General features: G+C 68.0%; 25 protein-coding genes. 10 read left to right on the top strand and 15 right to left on the bottom strand.

The features are described from left to right. Window positions 1-42 precede the first annotated feature (42 nt). Window positions 43-1968 carry an ATP-dependent DNA helicase gene (locus tag QFZ41_RS05325; protein WP_429197790.1) on the top strand — a complete coding sequence of 642 codons (1926 nt, stop codon included), beginning with the start codon at window positions 43-45 and terminating at the stop codon, window positions 1966-1968. Window positions 1969-2067: 99 nt separating this feature from the next. Here the strand turns inward: QFZ41_RS05325 and QFZ41_RS05320 are convergent, their stop codons facing one another. Further along, complete coding sequence (locus tag QFZ41_RS05320) at window positions 2068-2457, bottom strand: cupin domain-containing protein (protein WP_429197789.1); 390 nt, start codon at window positions 2455-2457, stop codon at window positions 2068-2070. A gap of 276 nt (window positions 2458-2733) precedes the next feature. On the opposite strand from QFZ41_RS05320, the gene creD reads away from it, so the two are divergent. Together creD and tsaB are read left to right on the top strand one after the other, a co-directional pair. Beyond that, a complete protein-coding gene (gene creD / locus QFZ41_RS05315) occupies window positions 2734-4071 on the top strand; it encodes a cell envelope integrity protein CreD (RefSeq protein ID WP_429197788.1) in 1338 nt (445 codons plus the stop codon). Continuing rightward, window positions 4068-4757, top strand: a complete 690-nt coding sequence (tsaB, locus tag QFZ41_RS05310; protein ID WP_429197787.1) for a tRNA (adenosine(37)-N6)-threonylcarbamoyltransferase complex dimerization subunit type 1 TsaB — start codon at window positions 4068-4070, stop codon at window positions 4755-4757. Before creD ends, tsaB begins: the two co-directional genes overlap by 4 nt. A 31-nt stretch (window positions 4758-4788) precedes the next feature. On the opposite strand, the gene QFZ41_RS05305 is transcribed toward tsaB, so the two are convergent. The 6 genes from QFZ41_RS05305 to QFZ41_RS05280 are packed head-to-tail and all read right to left on the bottom strand — an operon-like array spanning window position 4789 to window position 9713. After that, complete coding sequence (locus QFZ41_RS05305) at window positions 4789-6000, bottom strand: DegT/DnrJ/EryC1/StrS family aminotransferase (RefSeq protein ID WP_429197786.1); 1212 nt, start codon at window positions 5998-6000, stop codon at window positions 4789-4791. Beyond that, the gene (locus QFZ41_RS05300; RefSeq protein ID WP_429197785.1) at window positions 5984-6382 is read right to left on the bottom strand and encodes a DMT family transporter; all 399 of its coding nucleotides are present in this window, start codon (window positions 6380-6382) and stop codon (window positions 5984-5986) included. The genes QFZ41_RS05305 and QFZ41_RS05300 overlap by 17 nt, the downstream gene beginning before the upstream one ends. Next, the gene (locus tag QFZ41_RS05295) at window positions 6379-6738 is read right to left on the bottom strand and encodes an EamA family transporter (RefSeq protein ID WP_429197784.1); all 360 of its coding nucleotides are present in this window, start codon (window positions 6736-6738) and stop codon (window positions 6379-6381) included. Before QFZ41_RS05295 ends, QFZ41_RS05300 begins: the two co-directional genes overlap by 4 nt. A 2-nt stretch (window positions 6739-6740) precedes the next feature. Then, entirely contained in the window at window positions 6741-7577 is an 837-nt protein-coding gene (locus QFZ41_RS05290) for an alpha/beta hydrolase (protein ID WP_429197783.1), read from the bottom strand. Between the two features lie 38 nt (window positions 7578-7615). Continuing rightward, a complete protein-coding gene (locus QFZ41_RS05285) occupies window positions 7616-9046 on the bottom strand; it encodes a sensor histidine kinase (RefSeq protein ID WP_429197782.1) in 1431 nt (476 codons plus the stop codon). After that, on the bottom strand, window positions 9039-9713 hold the full coding sequence (locus tag QFZ41_RS05280) for a response regulator (protein WP_429197781.1): 675 nt from the start codon (window positions 9711-9713) through the stop codon (window positions 9039-9041). Before QFZ41_RS05280 ends, QFZ41_RS05285 begins: the two co-directional genes overlap by 8 nt. Window positions 9714-9884: 171 nt before the next feature. Here QFZ41_RS05280 and QFZ41_RS05275 point away from each other — a divergent pair, with 171 nt between their 5' ends. The 5 genes from QFZ41_RS05275 to QFZ41_RS05255 all read left to right on the top strand — a co-directional run bounded on the left by QFZ41_RS05275 (window position 9885) and on the right by QFZ41_RS05255 (window position 14291). After that, complete coding sequence (locus QFZ41_RS05275) at window positions 9885-10508, top strand: PepSY-associated TM helix domain-containing protein (RefSeq protein WP_429197780.1); 624 nt, start codon at window positions 9885-9887, stop codon at window positions 10506-10508. A gap of 11 nt (window positions 10509-10519) precedes the next feature. Further along, window positions 10520-11032, top strand: coding sequence for a DUF2271 domain-containing protein (locus tag QFZ41_RS05270; RefSeq protein WP_429197779.1), 513 nt, complete (start codon window positions 10520-10522; stop codon window positions 11030-11032). A 14-nt stretch (window positions 11033-11046) separates the two neighbouring features. After that, complete coding sequence (locus QFZ41_RS05265; protein WP_429197778.1) at window positions 11047-11856, top strand: DUF4198 domain-containing protein; 810 nt, start codon at window positions 11047-11049, stop codon at window positions 11854-11856. Window positions 11857-12021: 165 nt separating this feature from the next. Next, entirely contained in the window at window positions 12022-12957 is a 936-nt protein-coding gene (locus tag QFZ41_RS05260; protein WP_429200187.1) for an FAD:protein FMN transferase, read from the top strand. Next, window positions 12954-14291, top strand: a complete 1338-nt coding sequence (locus QFZ41_RS05255; RefSeq protein WP_429197777.1) for a sulfite reductase subunit alpha — start codon at window positions 12954-12956, stop codon at window positions 14289-14291. The genes QFZ41_RS05260 and QFZ41_RS05255 overlap by 4 nt, the downstream gene beginning before the upstream one ends. A 3-nt stretch (window positions 14292-14294) precedes the next feature. Here the strand turns inward: QFZ41_RS05255 and QFZ41_RS05250 are convergent, their stop codons facing one another. The 8 genes from QFZ41_RS05250 to QFZ41_RS05215 all read right to left on the bottom strand — a co-directional run bounded on the left by QFZ41_RS05250 (window position 14295) and on the right by QFZ41_RS05215 (window position 21279). Then, entirely contained in the window at window positions 14295-14960 is a 666-nt protein-coding gene (locus QFZ41_RS05250; protein WP_429197776.1) for an HAD-IA family hydrolase, read from the bottom strand. 52 nt (window positions 14961-15012) lie between these two features. Beyond that, complete coding sequence (locus QFZ41_RS05245; protein WP_429197775.1) at window positions 15013-16743, bottom strand: M56 family metallopeptidase; 1731 nt, start codon at window positions 16741-16743, stop codon at window positions 15013-15015. Window position 16744: 1 nt separating this feature from the next. Beyond that, window positions 16745-17131, bottom strand: a complete 387-nt coding sequence (locus tag QFZ41_RS05240; RefSeq protein ID WP_429197774.1) for a BlaI/MecI/CopY family transcriptional regulator — start codon at window positions 17129-17131, stop codon at window positions 16745-16747. Between the two features lie 354 nt (window positions 17132-17485). After that, the gene (locus tag QFZ41_RS05235; protein WP_072321789.1) at window positions 17486-17881 is read right to left on the bottom strand and encodes an HU family DNA-binding protein; all 396 of its coding nucleotides are present in this window, start codon (window positions 17879-17881) and stop codon (window positions 17486-17488) included. 168 nt (window positions 17882-18049) lie between these two features. Beyond that, window positions 18050-18805, bottom strand: coding sequence for a molybdopterin-binding protein (locus tag QFZ41_RS05230; RefSeq protein WP_429197773.1), 756 nt, complete (start codon window positions 18803-18805; stop codon window positions 18050-18052). Continuing rightward, entirely contained in the window at window positions 18798-19622 is an 825-nt protein-coding gene (locus tag QFZ41_RS05225; RefSeq protein ID WP_429197772.1) for a cytochrome b/b6 domain-containing protein, read from the bottom strand. The genes QFZ41_RS05230 and QFZ41_RS05225 overlap by 8 nt, the downstream gene beginning before the upstream one ends. A gap of 86 nt (window positions 19623-19708) precedes the next feature. Next, complete coding sequence (locus tag QFZ41_RS05220) at window positions 19709-20299, bottom strand: nucleotidyltransferase family protein (RefSeq protein WP_429197771.1); 591 nt, start codon at window positions 20297-20299, stop codon at window positions 19709-19711. Between the two features lie 2 nt (window positions 20300-20301). Next, window positions 20302-21279, bottom strand: a complete 978-nt coding sequence (locus QFZ41_RS05215) for an XdhC family protein (RefSeq protein WP_429197770.1) — start codon at window positions 21277-21279, stop codon at window positions 20302-20304. Between the two features lie 86 nt (window positions 21280-21365). Here QFZ41_RS05215 and moaA point away from each other — a divergent pair, with 86 nt between their 5' ends. After that, window positions 21366-22340, top strand: coding sequence for a GTP 3',8-cyclase MoaA (gene moaA / locus QFZ41_RS05210; protein ID WP_429197769.1), 975 nt, complete (start codon window positions 21366-21368; stop codon window positions 22338-22340). A gap of 22 nt (window positions 22341-22362) precedes the next feature. Next, window positions 22363-22614 carry a MoaD/ThiS family protein gene (locus QFZ41_RS05205; RefSeq protein WP_429197768.1) on the top strand — a complete coding sequence of 84 codons (252 nt, stop codon included), beginning with the start codon at window positions 22363-22365 and terminating at the stop codon, window positions 22612-22614. Window positions 22615-22616 lie beyond the last annotated feature (2 nt).

The raw sequence follows: 22616 nt of genomic DNA, 5'->3' as shown, positions 1-22616 counted from the left end.
TTTCCGGACGAAAAGACCGCCATTGTAGGCGATACTTAGGGGATGACTGAACTCGAAGTGGCCGCGATCCTCGGCGCGGAGGGCCCATTCGCCCGTGAGGTACCGGGTTTCGCGCCACGCGAGGCCCAGCAGCGCATGGCCTCGGCGGTCGCCGGGGCCATCGCAGAGCGCGACGTCCTGATCGCCGAGGCGGGCACCGGCACCGGCAAGACCTTCGCCTATCTGGTGCCAGCCTTGATGTCGGGGCGCAAGGTGATCGTTTCCACCGGCACCAAGGCCTTGCAGGACCAGCTGTTCTTCCGTGACCTGCCTCGCGTGCATGCGGTGCTGGGCAGCCGGGCCCGGGTGAGCCTGCTCAAGGGCCGGGCCAACTACCTGTGCCTCTACCGGCTCGACCAGGCGGTGCGTGAGGGAAATCCCGACCGCCAGCTGGTCTCCCAGCTGTCCGCGATCCGCGCGTGGTCGGCACGGACACGCCGTGGCGATCGCATGGAAATGGCCGACATCCCCGAGGACTCGGCGGTCTGGCCGCGGGTGACCTCGACGCCGGAGAACTGCCTGGGATCGGAGTGCCCTTTCTTCGAGGATTGCCATGTCGTGAAGGCGCGCCGCGAGGCTATGGAGGCGGACGTGGTGGTGGTGAATCACCATCTGCTGATGGCCGACCTCGCCCTAAAGCAGGAGGGTTTCGGTGAGATTCTGCCGGGCGCCGATGCCTTCATCCTCGACGAGGCGCACCAGATTCCGGAGCTGGCGGGACAGTTCTTCTCGCAGAGTGTCAGCGCGCGCCAACTCGTGGACCTGGGCCAGGACGCGCTGGCGGAAGCGCAGGGTGTCACCGGCGCCACGAGCCAGTTGCTGGAGCCGGTGGAGGCTATCCAGGACCTCGTGAAGCGCCTGCGTCTGGCGATGGATCCGCTGCCGCCGCGCGGACCCTTCGGGGCGCTCGATCGCGACCCCTCCGTGCACGGGACGCTGCTGGAACTGCGCGACGTGATGGCGGCGATGGCCGACTTGCTGGCCGCGCTCGGTGAACGGTCGCGTGGATTGGCGAACGTGCACGAACGGGCGCAGATGCTGAGCCTGCGCCTCGACCGCATCGCGGAAGAGCATTCCGCCAGCGACGTGCGCTGGTACGAGACCTGGCCGCGGGGCTTCGCGTTGCACGCCACGCCACTGGACCTCGCCGCGCCACTGCGGGCGATGCGCATGTCGACGGACGCGGCGTGGATCCATACCTCGGCGACCTTGTCGATCGCTGGCGACTTCGGTCACTTCGCCCGCCAACTCGGACTGGAGGATCCCCGAACGCTGCACGTGGAGAGCCCTTTCGACTACCAGCGCCAGGCGCTGGCATATCTGCCTGCCAACCTGCCTGATCCCGCCGCCCGCGACTACACCGACCGCGTAGTGGAAGCCATCCGGCCCGTGCTGGACGCCTCCGATGGCCGGGCATTCCTGCTCTTCACCTCGCATCGCGCACTGCGACGCGCGGCCGAGCTGCTGGAAGGCCGCGTGCCGTGGCCGCTGTTCGTGCAGGGCAGCGCACCACGGCACCGCCTGCTGGAGCAGTTCAGGGCGAGCGGACGCGGCGTATTGCTCGGCGCGGCGAGTTTCTGGGAAGGGGTCGACGTGGCAGGCGAAGCGCTGAGCGTGGTGGTGATCGACAAGCTGCCCTTCGCGATGCCGGACGATCCGGTGTTGCAGGCGCGGCTGGAAGCACTGGAAGAAGCGGGGATCAACCCCTTCATGGGATGGCAGGTGCCGACGGCGGTGATCGCGCTGAAGCAGGGCGTGGGACGCCTGATTCGCGACGTGCACGACCGCGGGGTGCTGGTGCTGTGCGATCCGCGCCTGAGCACGAAGGGGTACGGGCGGTTGTTCCTGGCCAGTTTGCCGCCCATGCCGCGGACGCGGGAGCTCGCCGACGTGGTGGGGTTCTTCGCGTCGGACACCGCGGCGGATTGAATCGCGGACAGGGTCCGCTCCCACCGGGTGGCGGCGGTGTAGGGCACTGGTTTCGGTTTGGCTTGGCTCGGTGGGAGCGGACCCTGTCCGCGATGCTCTTCAAGCCCCGGAAGCGGTCGCCCGATCTCCTCCGGCATCCGCATAGAACACCACGACCGTAGCGCCCCGCGGCCCGGCCGTTCCACCCCGCATGACATCGGCGCCGCCCTCGACCGAGTCACCCGGCCGTATCACACGCGACGCTCCTTGCCGTGTTTCCAGGTGCAGTTCCCCTTCGAGCAGGTAACCCGCCTCCGGCACGGTGTGCCGATGCCAGGGAAGGGAGGCGCCGGGTTCGATCGAGATGCGCAGCATCCGCATCTCCGGTTGTCCATCCGCCCGTGCCTGAATGGCGCCGGGCGAGGTTTCGTTTCGGGAGGGGCCGGTCGTGGCGGCGATGGCGGCTCCGATGAGGAGGGCCAGGGGCATCGCTAGCTGGACGGGAAGCATCGTGCGGTCCTTGCATGGGTGACCGGCCGATCCTGCACGCTGGAAAGGCAGCTTGTCATGAGAACACTCTCATTCGACCTCGCCGCATGACCACCATTCAGGGGGGGGGGAAGCGGGCTGGCCCGCGATTCGTCGCGGGCCAGCCCGCTTCCCACCCGGATATCCGCGCGATGCACCGGCTTTCGCCCTCGTTCGCCACGCACCGGACAGAAAACGACCTTTCCCGGCGCCGTTCGCCGTTCGATGATCGTCTCACCACCGACGATGGAGAAGCCCATGTTCCGCTGGATGCAATCGATCACGGCCAAGGTGCTGGGCATCGCCGTGCTCGCCTTGATCATGCTCATACCGCTGTCCCAGGCCGATGGCCTCGTGCGCGAACGCCAGGCCATGCGCGATGCCGCATCCACCCGCGTCGCCGAAGGCTGGGGCGGGCCGCAAACCCTCGGTGGCCTGGTCCTGGCCGTGCCGACGCGGTACGAGACGCAAGGCAGCGACGGCAAGGTGGTGAGCGTTCGCGACGGCACGGAGATCGTGCTGGCCGACGAGCAGACCACCGTCGCCGACCTGGCCGTCGACCGGCGCCGTGTCGGCATGTACGAGGTTCCCGTCTATACCGGCGACGTGACCATCCGGGGCCGGATCCTGCCCGAAGACCTGCGCCGCTTCGCCGCCGACACCGGTGCGGCCTGGTACCCCGACAAAGCGGAACTGCGCCTGCTGATCGCCGACACGAGGGGTTTGCAGGGCATCACCTCCGTCACCGTGGATGGCCGCGCCGCGCGGTTATCATCGTCCGCCGCGCGGATGGGGCCTTACACGGTATTGTCCGCGCCGGTCCGGATCGATCCGGCGAGGAACACGCCGCTGGATTTCGCCTTGACCCTGCGCATCGCAGGAACCGAATCGTTCTCAGCGTTGCCGCTGGCGCGCACGAACGCGTTGCGCATCCGCTCGCCGTGGCCCGATCCCAGCTTCACCGGCGCCTTGCTGCCCGGGAAGCGGAGCGTGGGCGCGCAAGGATTCGACGCGACGTGGCAGGTGCTGGATCTCAACCGCGCCTACGGCCAGCACTGGGACGTGGCCAATGCGGACGTGGCGGCGCGTCTCGAACCGTCCGCCGTGGGCGTGAAGCTGTACCAGCCGGGTGGCGTGTACCAGCAGAACGACCGGGCCGGCAAATACGGCTTGCTCTTCATCGCACTCACCTTCGTCGCGTTCTTCCTGTTCGAGGTCTTGAAGGGACTGCGCCTGCATCCCGTGCAGTACCTGCTCGTGGGCGCGGCGATGACCAGTTTCTATGTCCTGCTGCTGGCCTTGTCCGAACAGATCGGGTTCGGCCCGGCCTATGCGGTGGCGGCCGCGGCCGTGGTGCTCATCGTTGGCGGATATGCGATGGCGGCGTTGCGCGCCCGTGCGGCCGGCCTCGCCCTGGGCGGCGTCCTCACCCTGGTTTACGCCATACTGTATGGCCTGATCGGAGCGGAGCAGTACGCGCTGCTGATCGGTTCGGTCGTGCTCGTCGCGGTGATCGCGCTGCTGATGTACCTGACCCGCCGGATCGACTGGTACGCCTACTCGGCGCCGCTCCCTCCCTCGCTGGATACGCCATGAACTTCCTCGCCATCGAAACCTCCACGGAAGCCTGTTCGGTCGCCCTCGTCCACGGTGACGAAGTGATCGAACGCAGCGAGATCGCGCCCCGCCGCCATGCCGAACTCGTGCTGCCGATGGCCGACGAACTGCTCGCCGAGGCCGGCCTGAATCGAGGGGCGCTCGAGGGCATCGCGGTCGGTCGCGGGCCGGGCGCGTTCACCGGCGTACGCCTTGGCGTGTCACTGGCGCAGGGCATGGCGATGGCGCTGGACGTGCCCGTCGTCACGGTTTCCTCGTTGCAGGCACTGGCCCTGGAGGCACCCGAGGACGCCGCCGCGATCCTCTCCATCATCGATGCCCGAATGGGGGAGATCTACGTGGCCGCATGGCGCCGCGAGGACGACGGCAGCGTCAGCCTGATCGATCGCGAGCGCGTCGACACGGCCGCGGCGCTGGTGTTGCCGGAAGCAGCGGCGTGGCATGTCGTGGGCACGGGTTGGGCTACGTACGAGGCGATCCTGCGTGACCGTATCGGCGCGCCCATCCGTTCGGCGGATGGCGCGCGCTATCCGCAGGCCAGGCACGTGGCGGAAGTGGCGGCTCGGTGCTTCCGCGATGGCGAGGCGGTGGCGCCGGAACTGGCGCTGCCCGTGTACTTGCGCGACAAGGTGGCGCTCACCCTGGTGGAGCAGGGGCGCGCCTGAGGCGCGCCATCGCCACTCAAGTGGCGATGCTTCAGCGCGAGGCGATCACCGCTTCGATCACCGCGCACACGTGTTCGAAAGCCGCATCATCAAGCCATGGGCTGTTGGTAATGGTCAGCGTGCGCGCCGCGAAATCGCGGGCATGGGGAACGTCGTCGCCACCCGGCATGATGCCAAGGTATCGATAATCCGGCAGCGCATGCACGAACATGCGCGATACGCCATGCCGGGACGGCCATAGCCTCTTCAACACCGCATCGCGCGTCGCCTGGTCGGGAAGGCGCAACATCAGGTAGGGCCACGTACCGCCTTCGTCCGTAAAGACATGCACCCCGGGAATGAGGGCCAGCCGAGGCAAGCGCGAGCGCGCCTGCCGCGATGTCGCCTCGATGAAAGCGGGCAGGCGGTGGAAGGCCCGTGCGCCGACGGCACGGCGCCAGCGTCCGACCGGATGCAATGGAAAATCGGCGGAGAAGTGTTCGCCCGCCGCGCCGAGCAGGTCGCCACGTCGAAGCGCGCGCCGCAGCGGACGCCCATACGCCCAACCCAGGCCGTGGGGCCGATAGAGCAACGCGTAAGCCGCCAGTTCGATCGACCTGCGCAGCTCCCATCCTGGCTGCCAGCGCGAGATGCGCTTCGCCGCGCGCCGGAAGCGGGGGTGCCAGGTTTCGTCGCGGCTCACCAGCAGGCCGCCTTCGAAGATCGACAGACCCTTGCCGGCCGCCAGGCTGTAGAAGCCCACGTCACCGCGCGTGCCGGCAAAGCCACCTTCGCACCGCGCGCCCAGCGCCTGCGCCGCGTCCTCGATGGTGACGGCACCGGCGCGGTGGGCGATGGCGTTCGCCGCCGCCACGTCGGCGACGCGGCCACCGAGGTGGGTCGGCACGACAGCCAGCGTAGCCGGACCGCAGGCGTCGCTGAGACGCTGCGGGTCCATGTCGAAATGGCCGGGCGTGAGATCGACCAGGCGGGGTATCAACCCCGCGCGGCGTATCGCGAGCGGGACAAGCGGGCAGGTGAATGCGGGAATCGCCACTTCGCGTCGCGTGGGCGCGTCTTCAGCCAGGGCGGTCAAGGCCACCGTCAACGCCGCGGTGCCCGAACATTCCAGTTGCACTTCCTCGACGCCCAGCCACACGGCGGCGAGCGCGGTCAGCGGTGCGGGATCGGGGCCACCAAGATCCGCAAGGCCCAACGGCATGCCTGCCGTGGGTGGCGCCTCGTACTCAGGCCGGAACGGCATCGGCAGCCGCCTCCTCACCGCTTTCGGCAAAGGCGAGGCACACGATGCCGGCGACGATCGCCAGCGCACCGGCCACCTGTGTCACCGTCACCGGCTCGGAAAACATCCACCAGGACAGCAGCATCACGCTCACCACCTCCAGGTGCGACGCGGCGAAGGCGGGACCGATCGGCGCGTGTTTCAGCAGGGTCATCCAGGTGACGAAGGCGCCGATGTATCCGACGACGGCACCGTAGATCCAGGGATGGGCGAACACCCGCGCAAGCCACGCGACATCCATCGCCACCGGCAACGCCTGCGTGCCGGCGATCTTGAAACAGATCAGGTTCAGCGTGTCGAACGCCAGCAACAGCGCGAAACCGATGACGTAGAAGCGTTTCATGCGCCCGCTCCGACGATCGCGACACCGGCGGCCACCAGCAGGATGCCGGTCACGCGAAGGGGACTCAGGCGCTCACCGAACAGGAAGCGCCCGGCGATCATGATCGCGACGATGTTGATCGATCCCAGCAGGACACCTTCGGACAACGGCACCAGCGAAAGGAAGGCGATCCAGACGACGAACTCGGCCACGTAGCAACCGATGCCGGCCCAGATCCACGGGCGCGCGAACATATAGCGCCAACGGGCGAGCCCGTCACCCGCGCGATCGTCTCCGGCGGCGGCCTTGAAGGCGAGTTGGCCACCGGTGTCCAGCAGCACGTTGGCCAGCCACAACGCGAGGACGAGGCCGTGCACGGTCAGGCGGCCATGCGCACGGGACGCGCGTCGCGCGCGATGCGGCCGAAGAAGTCGGCGGTGCGTTCGATCAGCGTGCGCCGTTCGCGGTCGATCGTGATCATGTGGTAGCTGTCGGCGAGCAGCAGCATCTCGATCGGACCGCGCACGCGCCGGGCCACCAGATCGGCATTGGCGACGCTGGCGACGTCGTCGTCGGCGGCATGGGCGATGAAGCAAGGCGCCATCACGTCGGGCAGGCGCCGGCGCACGTCACGCGAAAGCTTCACCATCTCGGCGAGAGCGTGCCAGGGGTTACCCGGCAAGCCCGCCGCCTCGCTGTCGCCGGAGAACATCGCCGCGCTCACCTGCGCGCGCAGGCGCTCGTCGCGGATGCCGTAAGGCGGTTGCTCGATGAAGCTGCGCCCGCGGCCGATGCCCAGGCGCTTGAAGATAGGGAGGAGGAAGGACAACCGGCCCGTCCAGCCGATCGACCAGCCGTCGTAGCGGAAGGTCGCGCCGTACACGCCGACGCCATCGACCCAGCCTGGCCGCATCGCGGCCAGGCGCAGGGCGAGCAGCGCACCCATCGACAGTCCGGCCACGAACACCCGGTCGACCCTGCCGCGCAGTTCGTCGGCGGCGGCCTCGACGCTGGCGTACCAGTCTTCCCAGGTGGTGGCGAGCAGGTCGTCCTCGCTGCCGCAGTGGCCGGCCAGCCGCACGCCGACGACCGTGAAGCCGGCACGGTTGAGGCCCTTGCCGACCATGCGCATCTCGGTGGGCGTGCCGGTCAGGCCGTGGATCAGCAACACGCCATCACGTCCGCCTTCGAACTGGAATTCCGCGGAATGGTTCACCCGATGCCTCGCGTCCTGCCTACGATGGACGCATGGTCTCAGGAGGTGGTTTCAGCGGGCTTTCCGGTGGCGGCCGCAGGAAAATGCAGCTCGACGCGAAGCCCCCCCGAGGCCGCGTGCAGGAAGGCCACGCGCGCCGCATGCCGCTCGGCGATGCTCTCGACAATGGCCAGGCCCAGGCCGGTGCCGTCCTCGTCCACGCCTGGCACGCGGAAGAAGCGCTCGCCCAACTGGTCGAGGAAGGCGTCGTCAACGCCCGGGCCGTCGTCTTCGACGGCCAGGACCACCTCACCCTCGTGCGCGTGCAGCGACACCGTGACGGTGTGACCACGGCCGGCGTAGTGGAAGGCGTTGTCGACGAGGTTGTCGATCACTTCCTGCACCTGCAGCGCGTCGGCGCGAACGAGGCAAGCCGCGCCGGTGCCTTCGTAGCCAAGATCTACGCCCAGTGCGAGCGCCTGGTGCACGCGCATGGCCACCGCTTCGGGCACCACGCTGGCAAGGTCGACGATATCCATGCCGTCGTGGTCGGGCAGGTCCGGCGACTGGGTGCGGGTGAGCGCCAGCAACTGCGCCGAGGTGCGCGCCGCGCGGGCGGCAAGACGGTGCACGTGGCCGAGGGCATCCGCGCGCTGTGCCGCGTCACCCGTCGCCTCCAGCCGTTCCACGTGCAGCTGGATTCCCGCCAACGGCGTGCGCAGCTGGTGGGCGGCGTCGGCGATGAAGCGCTCCTGCAAGCCGAGCATGTTGCGCATGCGGGCGAACAGGTCGTCGATGGTACGGGTGAGCGGCAGGATCTCCACCGGCACGTCTTCCTCGCCGATGGGACCCAGGTCGTGGCCTCGCCGGCCCAGCCGTGCCGTCAGTGGTTCCAGCACGCCCAGGCCGTGGCTCACGCCGAACCAGACAAGGGACAGCACGGCGACGATCAGCAACGCCTGCATCGGCAGGGTGAGGAACAGGATCTCGCGTGCACGGGTATGGCGGTCGCGCAGGTTCTCCGCCACGGTGATCGTCAGTACGTCGCCGGGGTCCTGGTGGTTCGGCACGCGCATGATCGCAGCGCGCAGTGGCCGATGGCCCAGCGCGGTGTCGTAGAGCCGGGGCGCCGCATCGGTGGTCACGGGGACGCCCGGGCCTTCGAGTTCCGCGTTGCCGATCATCCGGCCGTGGCGATCGCTGACCACGGCGTAGTAGTTGCGGCCGTCAGGGTCGTATTCGAGAAGGAAGCGGGCCTGCGCGGTCAACTCACCGCGCAGCGCGTCGCTGCCGATCATTTCCGACAAGGTGAGGGCGGAGTCGGAGAGGTCGGCATCGTGCACGCGGTTGGAATACGCCAGCGCCACGAAATAGCCGATCACGGCATCGAGCACGAGCACGCCGAGCACGGGAACGAGCAGGAAGGTGAGCAGGCGTCGGCGCAGGCTGGGACGCGCCGGCCGCCTCGCCGCGGTGCGGCGTTCAGGCATCCGCGGCTTCTTCGAGCAGGTAGCCGAGGCCGCGGATCGTGCGCACGTTCGTGCCCGACCCCTGGAGCTTCTTGCGCAGGCGATGAAGTGCGATGTCCAGGCCGTTGTCGGTCAGGTCCTCGTCCCAGTTGCACAGCGCCTCGACGAGTTGCGCGCGGCTGGTGACCTTGTCCGCGCGCGCGGCCAGGGCTTCGATGAGCCCGAATTCACGGGCGGTGAGGTCGAGCGCCGATTCGCCGATCCACGCGCGGTGCCCGGGGATATCGAGACGCAGGCGGCCGATGCGGAACTCCGGCGTGCCATGGCTGGTGCGGCGGCGGAGCAGGGCGCGAACCCGCGCGTCGAACTCGGCCAGCGCGAATGGCTTCACCAGGTAGTCGTCGGCGCCGAGGTCGAGCACGCGCACGCGCTCCTTCAGGCCTTCGCGGGCGGTGACCACCAGCACCGGCAGGCCCGCACCGCGCTTGCGCGCGCGCGCCAGCACGTCGCTGCCATCGAGCAGGGGCAGCCCCAGGTCGAGCACGAGCAGGTCGTAGTCGTGGTCGCGCAGCGCGTGGTCCGCGCTGGACCCGTCGGTCACGTGGTCCACGGCATGGCCGCCCTGTTCGAGGGAGGCACGTACGGCCGCGCCGATGGCGGCGTCGTCTTCGGCTAGGAGGATGCGCATAAGGGGCAAGGATACGCTCCGGGAAGGGCTGCGCGCATGCTGTCGCGGCAGGCTTTCGCGACGCTTTCCCTGTCTTTCATACCTTCGGCCTAACCTGTCTAATTGCGAACGATTCGCATTGTGGTTTACCATGGGCGCCATCGAGATCCACTTTCCAGGGGCGTTCCGCACATGCGCGACACCGTCGACCGGCAACGCCGCGCGTTCTGGCTGAAGCACCTGCACCGGTGGCACTGGATCAGCTCCGCGGTATCGCTGGTGGTGTTGCTGCTGTTCTCGATCACCGGGTTCACGTTGAACCACGCCTCGCGCATCGAAGCCTCGCCGCATGTGGAAAGACACACCGCGACCTTGCCCGACGCCCTGCTGAAGCAGTTGGCCGACCCGGCGACGAAGTCAGCCGGACTGCCTCCCACCGTGGCGGCCTTCGTCGCCACGAACACCGGTGCGCAGGTCGGCGGCCGCGCGGGCGACTGGAGCGACGACGAGGTCTACGTGTCGCTGCCGCGGCCGGGAGGCGACGGCTGGGTGAGCATCGATCGCGGAACGGGCGACGTGCAGTACGAGACCACGGACCGTGGCTGGCTGGCGTACCTCAACGATCTGCACAAGGGGCGCCACACGGGGCCCGTGTGGAGCTGGTTCATCGACGTGTTCGCGCTGGCCTGCGTCGTCTTCGCGTTGACGGGGTTGCTCCTGCTCAAACTGCACGCGGGGCAACGCGGCATGACCTGGCCCATGGTGGCGCTCGGATTCGTGCTGCCCGTCGTCCTCGCCCTTATCTTCATCCACTGACGGAAACCGACATGCGCCGCATCCTGCCGTTCGCCTCGTGCCTCGCGTTCGCCGCGCCGGCATTCGCCGCCGACATGAACCTCACCGTGGAGATTCCCACGCTGAAGGTGGCCGAATACCACCGGCCCTACGTGGCCGTCTGGATCGAGCGCGAAGACCACAGTGTCGCCGCCAACCTCGCCGTCTGGTACGACGTGAAGAAAGCCGATGGCGAAGGCACGAAGTGGCTGAAGGACATGCGCCAGTGGTGGCGCCGTAGCGGTCGCGAGCAAAGCATGCCGATCGATGGCGTTTCCGGCGCCACGCGTCCGGCGGGACAGCATCAGCTGCGCTTCGGCGATGGCAAGCCACCCCTCGGCACGCTCCCGCCGGGTCACTACGAACTCGTGGTCGAGGCGGCGCGCGAGGTGGGCGGGCGCGAAGCGCAACGGATTCCTTTCGACTGGCCCGCGAAGGCCCCGCTGCACCTGTCGGCCAAGGGCACGGACGAACTCGGCCAGATCAGCCTCGACCTCAATCCATGAAACGGAGTCACCCGATGAAGCATGCATTCGTTCGCGCCACCCTTTGCGCCGCCCTGGTCCTGCCGCTGGCCGCGCAGGCGCACAAGATGTGGATGGTGCCGTCGGCCACCGTGATCTCCGGCGACGATGCCTGGGTGACCGTCGACGCGGCGATCTCCAACGACCTGTACTACCCGGACCACTTCCCCGCGCAACTCGACCAGCTGGTGGTCGTCGCGCCTGACGGTTCCACGGTCAAGCCGGAAAACGCGTCCACCGGCAAGTACCGCAGCACCTTCGACCTCCCCGTTCCGCAGAAGGGCACGTATCGCCTCGCGCTGGTGAACCAGGGCGTGTTCGCGAACTACGAAGTGGACGGACAGAAGAAGCGCTGGCGTGGCAAGGCCGAAGACGTCAAGACGGCCATTCCGGCGAACGCGAAGAACGTGCAGGTGAGCGAGATGGCCTCGCGTGTCGAGACCTTCGTGACCCAGGGATCGCCCAGCGACGGCGCGCTGAAACCCACGAACAAAGGGCTCGAACTGGTGCCGGTCACGCAGCCGAACGACCTCATGGCGGGGGAGAAGGCGACATTCCAGTTGCTCGTCGACGGCAAGGCCGCGTCCAACCTGAAGGTCGTCGCGATCAACGGCGCCACGCGCTACCGCAACGCCCAGGACGACATGACCACCACCACCGACAAGGACGGCAGGTTCTCCTTCACCTGGCCCTCGGCGGGCATGTACTGGGTGAACGCGTCCACCGAAGACACGAAGACGTCGGTGAAGGAAGCGAAGCAGCGCCGGCTGGCCTACACGGCCACGCTGGAAGTGCTTCCCCAGTAACCCATGCCCACCGATCCTTCACCCTCACGCTTGTGGGGGCCGTTCGCAGGGAAAGGGATCCTGAGGGCATGCGCCCGAGGGATAGCGGCCTTGATCTTCGCCTTCGCGGCGTCGGCAGCCTCCGCGGCGTCCGCCACGAACGTACGCCGCTTCGAAGGCGGAACGATGGGCACGACGTGGTCGGTCAATGCCGTCTTGCCCGATGGCGCGGACGATCGCGCCCTCGAAAAAGGCATCCAGTCGGAGCTCGACCGTGTCGTCGCCCAGATGAGCACGTACGAGCCGGATTCCGACCTCAGCCGTTTCAACCGCGCCCCGGCCGGCACATGGCAGCCCCTGCCGCCGGAGTTCTTCACGGTGCTCAGCCATGCGCTGTCGCTGGCGAAGGATACCGGCGGTGCCTACGATCCTACCGTGGGGCCGCTGGTGAACCTCTGGGGTTTCGGTCCGGGGAAGCGCGCGCATGACGCGCCGGACGAAGCCGCGATCGCGGCGGCACGCGCACGGGTCGGCTGGTCGAAGATCGTGCTGGACGACGTTAACCGCAGGGCATTTCAGCCCGGCGGCGTCTATGTCGATCTCTCGGCTGTGGCGAAGGGTTTCGGCGTCGATCAGGTGGCTCGCTTCCTCGATCGTTCCGGCCTGCGTGACTACCTCGTGGAAGTCGGTGGGGAATTGCGCGCCAGCGGAAGGAAGCCGGACGGCACGCCCTGGCACGTGGGTATCGAACGTCCGGGCGCCGCGGCGGGCGCCGTCGATCATCTGGACGAAGTGCAGCGCATCGTCTCCCTGACCGGGAAAGCGATCGCCACCTCGGGGGATTACCGGCATTTCTTCGAAAGCGGCGGAAAGTTCTTCTCGCATCATATCGATCCGCGCACGGGGTATCCGGTGGCGCATCGCGTGGCGTCGGTGAGCATCGTCGCCGACGATTGCATGCACGCCGATCCGTTGGGTACGGCGATGACCGTTCTCGGGCCGGAGGACGGTATGGCTTATGCCAAGCGCCATGGTATCGCGGTGCTTTTCATTCTCTACGGCGACGACGGGCAGTTCGAGGAACGGATGTCACCTGCGTTCATGGCGGCGTCGAAGCCGTGAGCGAACGCACCATTGCCGCCGTCGCACTCGTGCTCGCATGGGTGGTGTTCACCGGGGTGCTCGTGCGCCGTCGCCCGGGCGTCGCGGAGGTCCATGAAGATGGCGGCATCCTCGTCGTCCACGCTTCCCAGACCGGCTTCGCCACCGAACTCGCCTCGCGCACGGCCGACGTGATCCACGCCGGTGGCCTCGGCGTCGACCTGCGCGGCATGGACGCCCTGACGCCGGCCATGCTCGAGCGGGCCTCGCGGGTATTGTTCATCGTCAGCACGACGGGCGAGGGAGATGCGCCCGACGTGGCCAGCCTGTTTCGCGAGCGCGTCATGCGGGCGCCACTCGCGTTGCAAGGAACGAGGTACGGGATACTCGCCCTCGGCGATCGTGACTATGTCGACTTCTGTGCGTTTGGCCGCGATCTCGACCAGTGGCTCCATGCCGGCGGTGCGGCACCCCTGTTCGACCGGGTAGACGTGGACAACGGTGACGAAGGCGCCCTGCGCCATTGGCAACACCACGTGGCACATCTGGCCGGCGCCACGGCCATGGAGGACTGGAGCCGCCCGGCGTATCGGCGCTGGCGGCTGGCCGAACGCCGCCTGCTGAATCCAGGGAGCGTGGGCGGACGGTGTTACCACGTCGCGCTGGTGCCGGAAGACGAACGCGACCTCGCATGGGAGGCGGGGGACATCGTCGAGATCGGTCCACGCCGCGCACGCGGTGACGACACGGTGCTGCCGCACCGCGAGTACTCGATCGCGTCGCTGCCCGCGGACGGCGCGCTCCACCTCGTGGTGCGGCAGATGCGTGCGGAGGACGGCACCCTTGGCTTCGGCTCCGGCTGGTTGACCATGCACGCGCTGGTGGGAGATCCGGTCGACGTGCGTGTCCGTCGAAACGCGGGGTTCCACGCGCCGGCCGACGACCGGCCCGTGTTGCTGATCGGTAACGGCACGGGCATCGCCGGCTTGCGTGCCTTGCTCAAGGCGCGGCTCGCGAGGGGACACCTGCGTAACTGGGTGATCTATGGCGAACGCCACGCCGCCGTCGACCGTCTTCATGTCGATGAACTGGAGCGCTGGCATGCAGCGGGCGACATCGAGCGACTCGACCTGGTGTGGTCGCGCGAGACACGGGGTGCCCGGTACGTGCAGGACAGGCTGCGCATCGCCGCGGATGGCTTGCGGCGATTCATGGACGAAGGCGCGAGCATCTACGTGTGCGGCAGCCTCGCCGGGATGGCGCCCGGCGTGGACGGGGTGTTGCGTGACGTCCTGGGTGACGCGGCGGTGAGTGAACTGGCGGCTGCCGGCCGCTACCGCCGCGACGTGTACTGACCGTCAGGTGACGACCAGGCGTACCTTGCCGTCGTGCATGCCGTCGAAACGCAGCGCCGCCAGGTCGGTCACCCATTCGACGTTTTCCGGGATCTCGCCCGGATGGTCGCCCGCGATCGCGATCACCCGCGCGCCCGCGGCGAGGCCGGCGTCGATGCCCGCTTTCGCGTCCTCGAACACGAGGCAATCCTTCGGAGCCGCGCCCATGCGCGTCGCGCCCAGCAGGTAACCCTCGGGATCGGGCTTGCCGTTGGTGACGATTTCGCCGGTGACCATGAGCGGCGGGGGCACGATGCCCGCGGCGCCGAGCCGGGCCTTCGCCAGCACGGTATCGGCCGAGGTGACGATCGTCCAGGTTTCGGGCGGCAGGGACGCCAGTAATTCGGGCGCGCCGGCGATAGGCACGATGCCTTCCACGTCCTCGACTTCTTCGCGATACAACCGCTCGTATACCGCGTCGACATCCATGCCCGGCTTCACGAACATGCGTACGGAATCCAGCATGCGCACCCCGTGCAGCCGCGGCAGCACGTAGTGCCAGTCGATGCCGTTCTCGTCGCACCAGCGTTTCCAGATATTCTCGACCACGACCCGCGAATCGATCAGCGTCCCATCCATGTCGAACAGCAGGGCGCTGGCTTCGATGAGCGTGCCCGTTTCAAGTCGCATGATGCCTCCGGCAGGTGAAAACCACTCACCATACCGGAGCATCGTCGTCGCGTCAGCGCGCCGCCTGGGCCGCGTGGTTACGAATGGCCTCGGCGAGGATGGTGTCCACCTCCTTGGTGGCCTTCCTCGACGCTTCAGCCTGGCGGCGGCCCCATTCGGCCTGGACGCGGCCTTGTTCCGCACGGACCCGGCCGATGTCGGCCATCTTCTGCGCGATGGCCGCCTGCTCCTTGCCGATGGCGGCGTGGCCGGCGGCGTAGGCGGCGCGATCGGTCGGTACCCTCGGATCGCTTTCCTGTACCGCCAGTTCGGCTTGCCGCTGGGCGAGCTTCGCCATCTGCTCGTTGAGCACGGCTTGCTGGCGATCCAGTTCGGCCTGCTTGTCGGCGCTCATCGCGGCACCGTCGGCCGGCTGCGCACTGCGGGCGAAGGCGTCGCGGATGCGCTTCACATAGGCGGGATCCTTCAGCACCCAGGCCTGCTTGCCTTCGCGGTACCACACGAAGTCGTCGGCGCCGTCGCGCGCGGCTTCCGCCCGGCGGAAATCGCTGTCGCTGCCGTTCATCACATGGATGTCGTCGCTGAAGAAGATGAATGACCGCTCGGGGTTGTCGCCTCGCACGGTGATGGTGTCCATCGGCGGCATGGGTGCGGCGGGAGCCACGGGAGCCACTGGCGGTACGGGCGCGATGTTTGCCATGGGCGCGGGCGCCGCCGGTGCCGCCGGAGGTGGCCCGGGCGGTGCTGGCGGTGCGGGTGGTGTTGGCGCCCCCGGGTAGTAATGATCCTGCGCGGTGGCACCGCTATCGGCGGCGACGACGCGCCAGGGGGTCACGCCCACGGCCGCGATGGCGGCGACGAGGCACCAGGTAAGCGCGCGCGGAGGCGCGTCGGTGGCTTGACCGAGCATGTCGAGTCTCCTTTTCAGTGTGCGGAACGTGGGGGACGCGCCCGGCAGGGCATGGTGCGGATGCGGCGCGACGCCGAGACGGAGCAACAGACGTCCATACGTCCGCGGCGCCTGCCGGCCACGGGACAGCACCAGCGCATCGCAAGCCGCCTCGCGGCACAGGGCGTATTCGCGGGTAGCCAGATGGACCAGCGGATGGAAGAAGAACAACGTGCGTGCGAGAGCCGGCACGCAGCCCATGGCAAGGTCGCCGCGACGCACATGGGCGAGCTCGTGCATCAAGGCCATCTCCAGTTCTTCGTCGTCGAGCCGGTCGTCGAGCGGCAGCAGGATGGTGGGGCGCCACAAGCCCACCACCTGTGGCGAATCCACTTCGTCGGATACCGCCAGGCGAGGTGAGCGGCGCAGGCCGAGTTCACGGGCGCGGCGGGCGCAAAGCGTCTCGACGCGTACATCCTCGTGCGCCATGGCCCGCCGCAACAGCGCGGACAGCCTGGCCCAACGCACGGCCGCGACGATCAGTTGCAGCACCACGGCGAGGCCCCATGCGCCGAGCAACACCAGGCTCCAGGAGATACCTGCCGAAGGCGGAGCCATGTCGGCGGACATCGTCGCGTCGCCGATCATGGTGGGCGCGGTCAGTAGTACGTCGCGCTCTGGCGCGGTCGAAGGAAGCAGGGGAAGGGCGAATGGCGCGGGGCAGGCGACGCCGATGAGCAACTGCGCACCGAGCAGCCACCAGAGCGTGCTGCGTGCCGCCGCGGAAAGGGCGGGGACGAAACGGCACGCGGCGTAGACCACCCCTGCGAGCAACAAGGCCTGCAGCGAGGCGAAGGCCAGGCGCGAAAGCAGGATATCCAGGAAAGTATCCATGTCAGCGTGCCTTGCGCCGCGATTGCAGCGTGCCGACGAGGGCTTCGAGTTCCGCCAGTTCGGCATCGCTGACTTGACCGCGCTCGGACATCCAGGCGACGAAGGGCGACACCGAACCTTGCAAGGTTCGTTCGACGAAGCGGCCGACGGCACCGGTCATCACTTCGCCCGCGCCGTTGGTCGCGCTGTAGCGGAAGCTGTTGTCGATCTTGCGCCGGGTGAGGTAACCCTTCGCGCGGAGCCGTTCCATCATGGTCAGCACGGTGGAGCGCGCGAGGCCACGCGCTTCGCCGAAGCCCGCGCAGACCTCGGCCACGGAACTCTTCGGTGCTTCCTCGATGTACTGCAGGAGGGAGAGCTCCTGGTCACCGATGGTCTTCTTGCTCATGCCGACGCTCCTGACTACAGATGTAGGCAGCGTGCGCCTGACGACAATTGTAGTCAAGCGTGACTTGCGGCATGGGTGGTGCGTGGCGTGATGAGGTGTGGTGGTGTGGGTGCCCGGGAAAGCCTATGGGACAGCTCTGGTGGGAGCCGACCTTGTCGGCGATCCCGCGGCAGCGGGCCAGGTTGAGGCAAGCACCCATCGCCGACAAGGTCGGCTCCCACCAAAGCTCTCCCACCAGAGCTGTTTCACCGAAGCTCTCGGCGGGCTCTCACAGTGACAAACAAAAAAGCCCCCGCTTTGGGCGGGGGCTTTCGGTTACCTGGTCGGATGCGGTGGACGAACCACCGCGTGGAATCAGGCGGCCGCGTCCTTGAGCTTCTTCAGCGGACGGACCTTGACCTTGACCGAAGCGGGCTTGGCGGCGAACCAGCGCTCTTCACCCGTGAACGGGTCCTTGCCCTTGCGCTTCGGCTTCGCCGCGACGGCAACCGAGGTGATCTTCAGCAGGCCGGGCAGCGTGAACGTGCCGGCGCCCTTCTTGTGGACGGACGCGGAGATCGCGCCTTCCAGCGAGGCCAGAACGGCCTTCACGCTCTTGCTGTCGACGCCACTCTGCTCGACGATGTGCGAGACGAGCGACGACTTCGACAGCGGATCCTTGATCGGCTTGAGGGCGGCCGGCGCCTTCGCAGCCTTGGCGGGAGCCTTGGCAGCGGCCTTCTTCGCCGCCGTTTTGGTGGTCTTGGCCATGGTTATCCTTGTCACTTTGATCGAATGAGGCGGCCGTTCCGGCCGGTGCCCAGCGGGCGACTCACTCTAGCGTTGCTTTCGTCCGCTGAAAATAGGGTCCGCGAAGTTTTTTTGCATTTCGAGCCCTTTTTTTCAGGGGCCGGTTGACGCAATGCGGAAAAGGATCGCTCAGATACCTGCGTACCACTCGTAACCGTTGTCTTCCCAATACCCGCCATTGCCCTCTCCGATGTCCGCGAAGGACGCGACCACTTCGATCCGGCGCAGGTATTTGGCGTGCTTGTAACCGAGCTGACGTTCCACGCGCAGGCGCAAGGGCGCGCCGTTGGCGACCGGCAGGTCCGCGCCATTGAGGCCATAGGCCAGCAGGGTCTGCGGATGGCGCGCCTCGTCGAGGTCGACGCTCTCGTAATACGGCGTGTCTTCCTCGTAATCGTCGAAACAATGGAAAACGACGTAACGGGCGCCCGCTTTCGGACCGACATGGTCGAGCACGGAGGCCAGCGGCGTCCCTGTCCATTTGCCGATAACGCTCCAGCCCTCGACGCAATCGTGGCGCGTGATCTGCGTGCGCGTGCCGAGGGCCTTCAGGTCGCCGATCGACAGGCGGGAGGGCCGTTCGACCAGGCCGTCCACTTCGAGGCGATAGCCGGCGAAGCCGTCGCGCAGGAGCGCCTGGTATGCCGGCGTGTCGGGCAGGATGGTTCCGTTCGGCTTGAACACGGGCGAGATGTCGGCTTCCGTGTATTCCTTCGCCAGCGCGCGCGAGGGCGAAAGGAAGCGCTGGACGCGGCGGGTCACCGTTTCGGCGGATTCCAGCACCCTGGTGCCGGTTTCGCTTTCCGAGATGCTGTCGCAGCCGGTCAGTACGGCGCCGCCCAGGCCGAGCAGGGCATGGCGCAGGAAAGCGCGTCGGTCAGTCATGGTGGATCTCCCGCTTTTCCTCGCGTACCCGGTACCAGCCGGTGATCATCCCGCGCAGTTGGTTCAGCGGACCGCTGACCAGGACCTCGAAGACGTGCACCAGCACGAAGCCGACGAAGGCCATCGCGATGACGAAGTGGATCGTCCGCGCCGACTGCCGGCCACCCACCGCGTCCACCAGCCAATGCAACACGGCGTCCATGCGCGGGGACATGGCGATGCCCATCAGGACGATGCCGCCACCGAAGACGAAGATCGCGACCAGGTAGGCCACGCGCTGGAGCACGTTGTAGCGGAGGGCTTCCTCGCCGTGTGGATGGCGGAAGCGAAGGTGATCGAGGATCGAGCGGCCGAGGCCGCGCCAGTCGGTGCGCGTGGGGACGAGGTCGCGGGTAAGGTGGCGGCTGGCAAGTGACCAGCCGACGTAGGCGATGCCATTGGCGACGAACAACCAGGCGAAAAAGAAGTGCCAGCGGCGGCCCATGGCGAGCCAGGCGGGCCCCGGAATCGTCGCCCAGGCGGGAAAACCGCGCGCCGTCCATTCGCCACCGACCCTGGATGCGCCAAGGACGCCGGTGGTATCGAACTCGCGCGTGCCGATACGCGTCGTGCCACGGGGATTGCCCTGGGCGTCCTGTCCGCCTTCGAGTGCGAGGATGGCCTTGCCCGGGTCGGAGCGGTTGCCCCAGTAGAGCGAAGGGTGGGCGTTGAATATCTGCAGGCCGCTGCCCAGCAGCACGCAGAGACAGATCACGTTGATCCAGTGCATCACGCGTACCGGCCATCGGTGACGGTAGACAAGGCGGGTGGTGGGCATGGCGGGCTCCCGGCAGGTGGCTCGGAGTATGACCGGGCATCGATGGATTTTCTTGCACGGCACGCAGCGTGGCGCCGCGGAGGATGTCAGCGCGGCATGGCGTCCAGCCGGCCCGCGGCGATGGCGCGGGTCACGTCGGCCTCATCGTCGATATCGTCGGCGAGTTCGTCCGCGCGAATGGCACGCGGCGTCTCCGCGTGCCAGAGCCGCCGGAATCCGGTGTCGCCGGTCAGGTCCTCAGCGCGCGCCAGCGTCGACGCGCGCACGACGGCGGGTACGCCCAGAACGCCGCCATAGGCGCTGACCGTGTCGGTGCTGCCGTCGTGCGCCGCGAGCAGGTTCGCGAAATGATGCGTTTCCAGGGCAGGCTGGTCGACCACCGTCAACAACACGGGCTGGGTACGGCCTTGTAGTGCACGCGCGGCGACATGCAGCGATGAGGCCATGCCGGTTTCCCATGCGGGATTGCGGAGGATCTCCACGTCATACCGTTCCAGGGGCGCGGCTATCGCGTGTTCGTATGCGCCGAGGATTACCAGCGTGCGTGACGGCCGCGTGGCCAGCACGCAGCGCACGACGCGGGCGACAAGCGCCTCGCCACCGGCGGTCAGGAGTTGTTTCGCCCGGCCGAGGCGGCGGCTGCCGCCCGCTGCGAGAACCACCGCATCGTGCGCCACGGTCATCCCTGGCGGGCACGGTCGCGCTGGCAGATCTGCGCGATGATCGAGAACGCGATGCCGTGCGGCGTTTGCGCGCCGATCGGCAATCCCGCCGGCAGGTGCAGGCGTTGCAGGTCGGAGTCGTGCACGCCATCGTCCTTCAATCGCTGGACGCGCGCGGCGATCTTGTTCCGGCTTCCCAGCACGCCGACGGCGAAGGCCGGAGACCGGAGGGCGTGGACCGCGACCGCGTGATCCACTTCGGCGTCGTGACTGAGCGAATAGATGGCGGTGCGTTCGTCCACGGCCAGGTCGGCCAGCGCCACCGGCAGCGAGCGCGGATCGTAACCGGCCAGCGGGACGCCTTCCGGTGGCCGCGCCGGCCCGTGCGGGCGAAGCAGCACGACTTCGATGCCGGCGAAGGGAGCGAGCGCCGCCACCGCCAGCGTCACCGGGTCACCGCCGACGGCGACCAGCCGCAGCGGCGGCCGGTGTACGGTCGCATGGGTACGCGCATCGCCCGGATGCACGCCGTCCTCGATATGCCAGGCGCCGTCGGTCGCGTCGCTCAGGACGGTGACGGTACGCCGCGCACGGCGGGCCAGGGAAAGCGAATTAACATACGCGGAGGGTTCGTGCAGTTCACGAACGAAGATGCCGATGCGGCCGCCACAGCTCAGCTGGATATCGATGACCGGACTGCCGACGCCGTAGTCGAGCAGGCGGGGACGGCCATCCGCCAGGGCCATGGCCGCCTCGCTGGCCACCGCGGCCTCCACGCAGCCTCCCGACACGTAGCCCGCCACGCGGCCATCGGCGGCGATGGCCATCTCGCTGCCCAGCGGGCGCGGCGACGGGCCTTCGATGCTCACGAGGGTGGCCAGCGCCACCCGGCCGGCATGCGCGAAATCGCGTAAGGACGGCAGCAGGTCTTCCACGAGGGCGTAGTCGGGCCACTCGGGCCATGCGGCTGCGACGAAGGGATGCAAGGCGCTCATGGGCGAAGTCTGGCACGATTGGGTCCGAAGGTCGCGACCGGACCGGAACACCCGTCTCACGACCACTATGCTTTGCTAAGGCGACCATGTCCCCACTCATCGACCGCCACGGACGTACCAAGCGCAAGTTGCGGATATCGCTCACCGACCGCTGCAACTTCCGCTGCACGTATTGCATGCCCGAACATCCGGACTGGTTGCCCCGCGCCAGCCTGCTCGAGCGCGGCGAGATCGTGCGCCTGGCGGGCCTTTTCGTGGAGCACGGCATCGACCAGATACGGCTGACCGGCGGTGAGCCGCTGCTGCGCCGCGATCTCGTGGAATGCGTACGGGAGATCGACGCGCTGCGCGCGCGCGGACTTACCCGCCTGTCGATGACCACCAACGCGTCGCGCATCGCTCCCAAGGCACGCGAACTGGTCGAAGCCGGCATCGACGACTTCAACGTGAGCCTCGACGCGATCGACCCGGCTACGTTCCACCACCTGACCAAGCGCGACATCGCGCCGGTGCTGGACGGCATCCAGGCTCTCGTGGATGCCGGAGCGAAGGTGAAACTCAACGCCGTGGTCATCCGCGGCGACAACGAGAAGGACGTGGTGCCCCTGCTCGAATGGGCGATGGAGCGCGCGTTGCCGTTGCGCTTCATCGAATACATGCCGCTGGACGCGCCCGGCCATTGGAAGCGCGACGCCGTCGTCTCCGAGGCCGAGATGCTGGCGGCCATCGGCGAGCGTCACCGCGTGGAAAGCATGCCGCGCGGCCATGATCCGGCCACGCCCTATCTTGTCGACGGGCGGTATCCGCTCGGCGTCATTTCGACGGTATCCAATCCGTTCTGTTCCACCTGCGACCGCCTGCGCATCACCGCGACCGGCGAGTTGTTCACCTGCCTGTTCTCGCCCGTCGGCACGCCGCTGGGCGCCCGTCTGCGCGAAGGCGTCGACGACACGGCGCTGGCCGCGCAGGTCGCGCGCGCCGTGTGGCTGAAGGACGCGGGCTACGCGTCTCGCCCCGGCCCGGTCGACCGCCCGTTGACGATGCACGCCATGGGCGGGTGAACCACCGTACCCCAGGATATCCATGAAACCCATCGTCTTCGAACTTTTCGCCAACCTCGAACGGCTGGCCGGGGCCAACGAATGCCGTGTCGACGCCGGTGACGACGTCGTCACCGTCGCCGATGCCCTGGCCTTGCTGGCTTCCCAACGTCCGGAACTGGCCGGCTCGCTCGATCGTTGCGCCTGCGTCTCGGGCGACACCATCGTCCGTCGCGCCGATCCGCTGCCGGCCGACCGCCGGATCGCCCTGTTGCCCCCCGTCGCCGGAGGCTGAAA

Origin of the sequence: Luteibacter sp. W1I16 (assembly GCF_050434905.1) — a bacterium.
GTDB lineage: Bacteria > Pseudomonadota > Gammaproteobacteria > Xanthomonadales > Rhodanobacteraceae > Luteibacter.
Note: the sequence above shows the minus strand (reverse complement) of the source record. Positions and strands in the feature narration are given on the sequence as shown.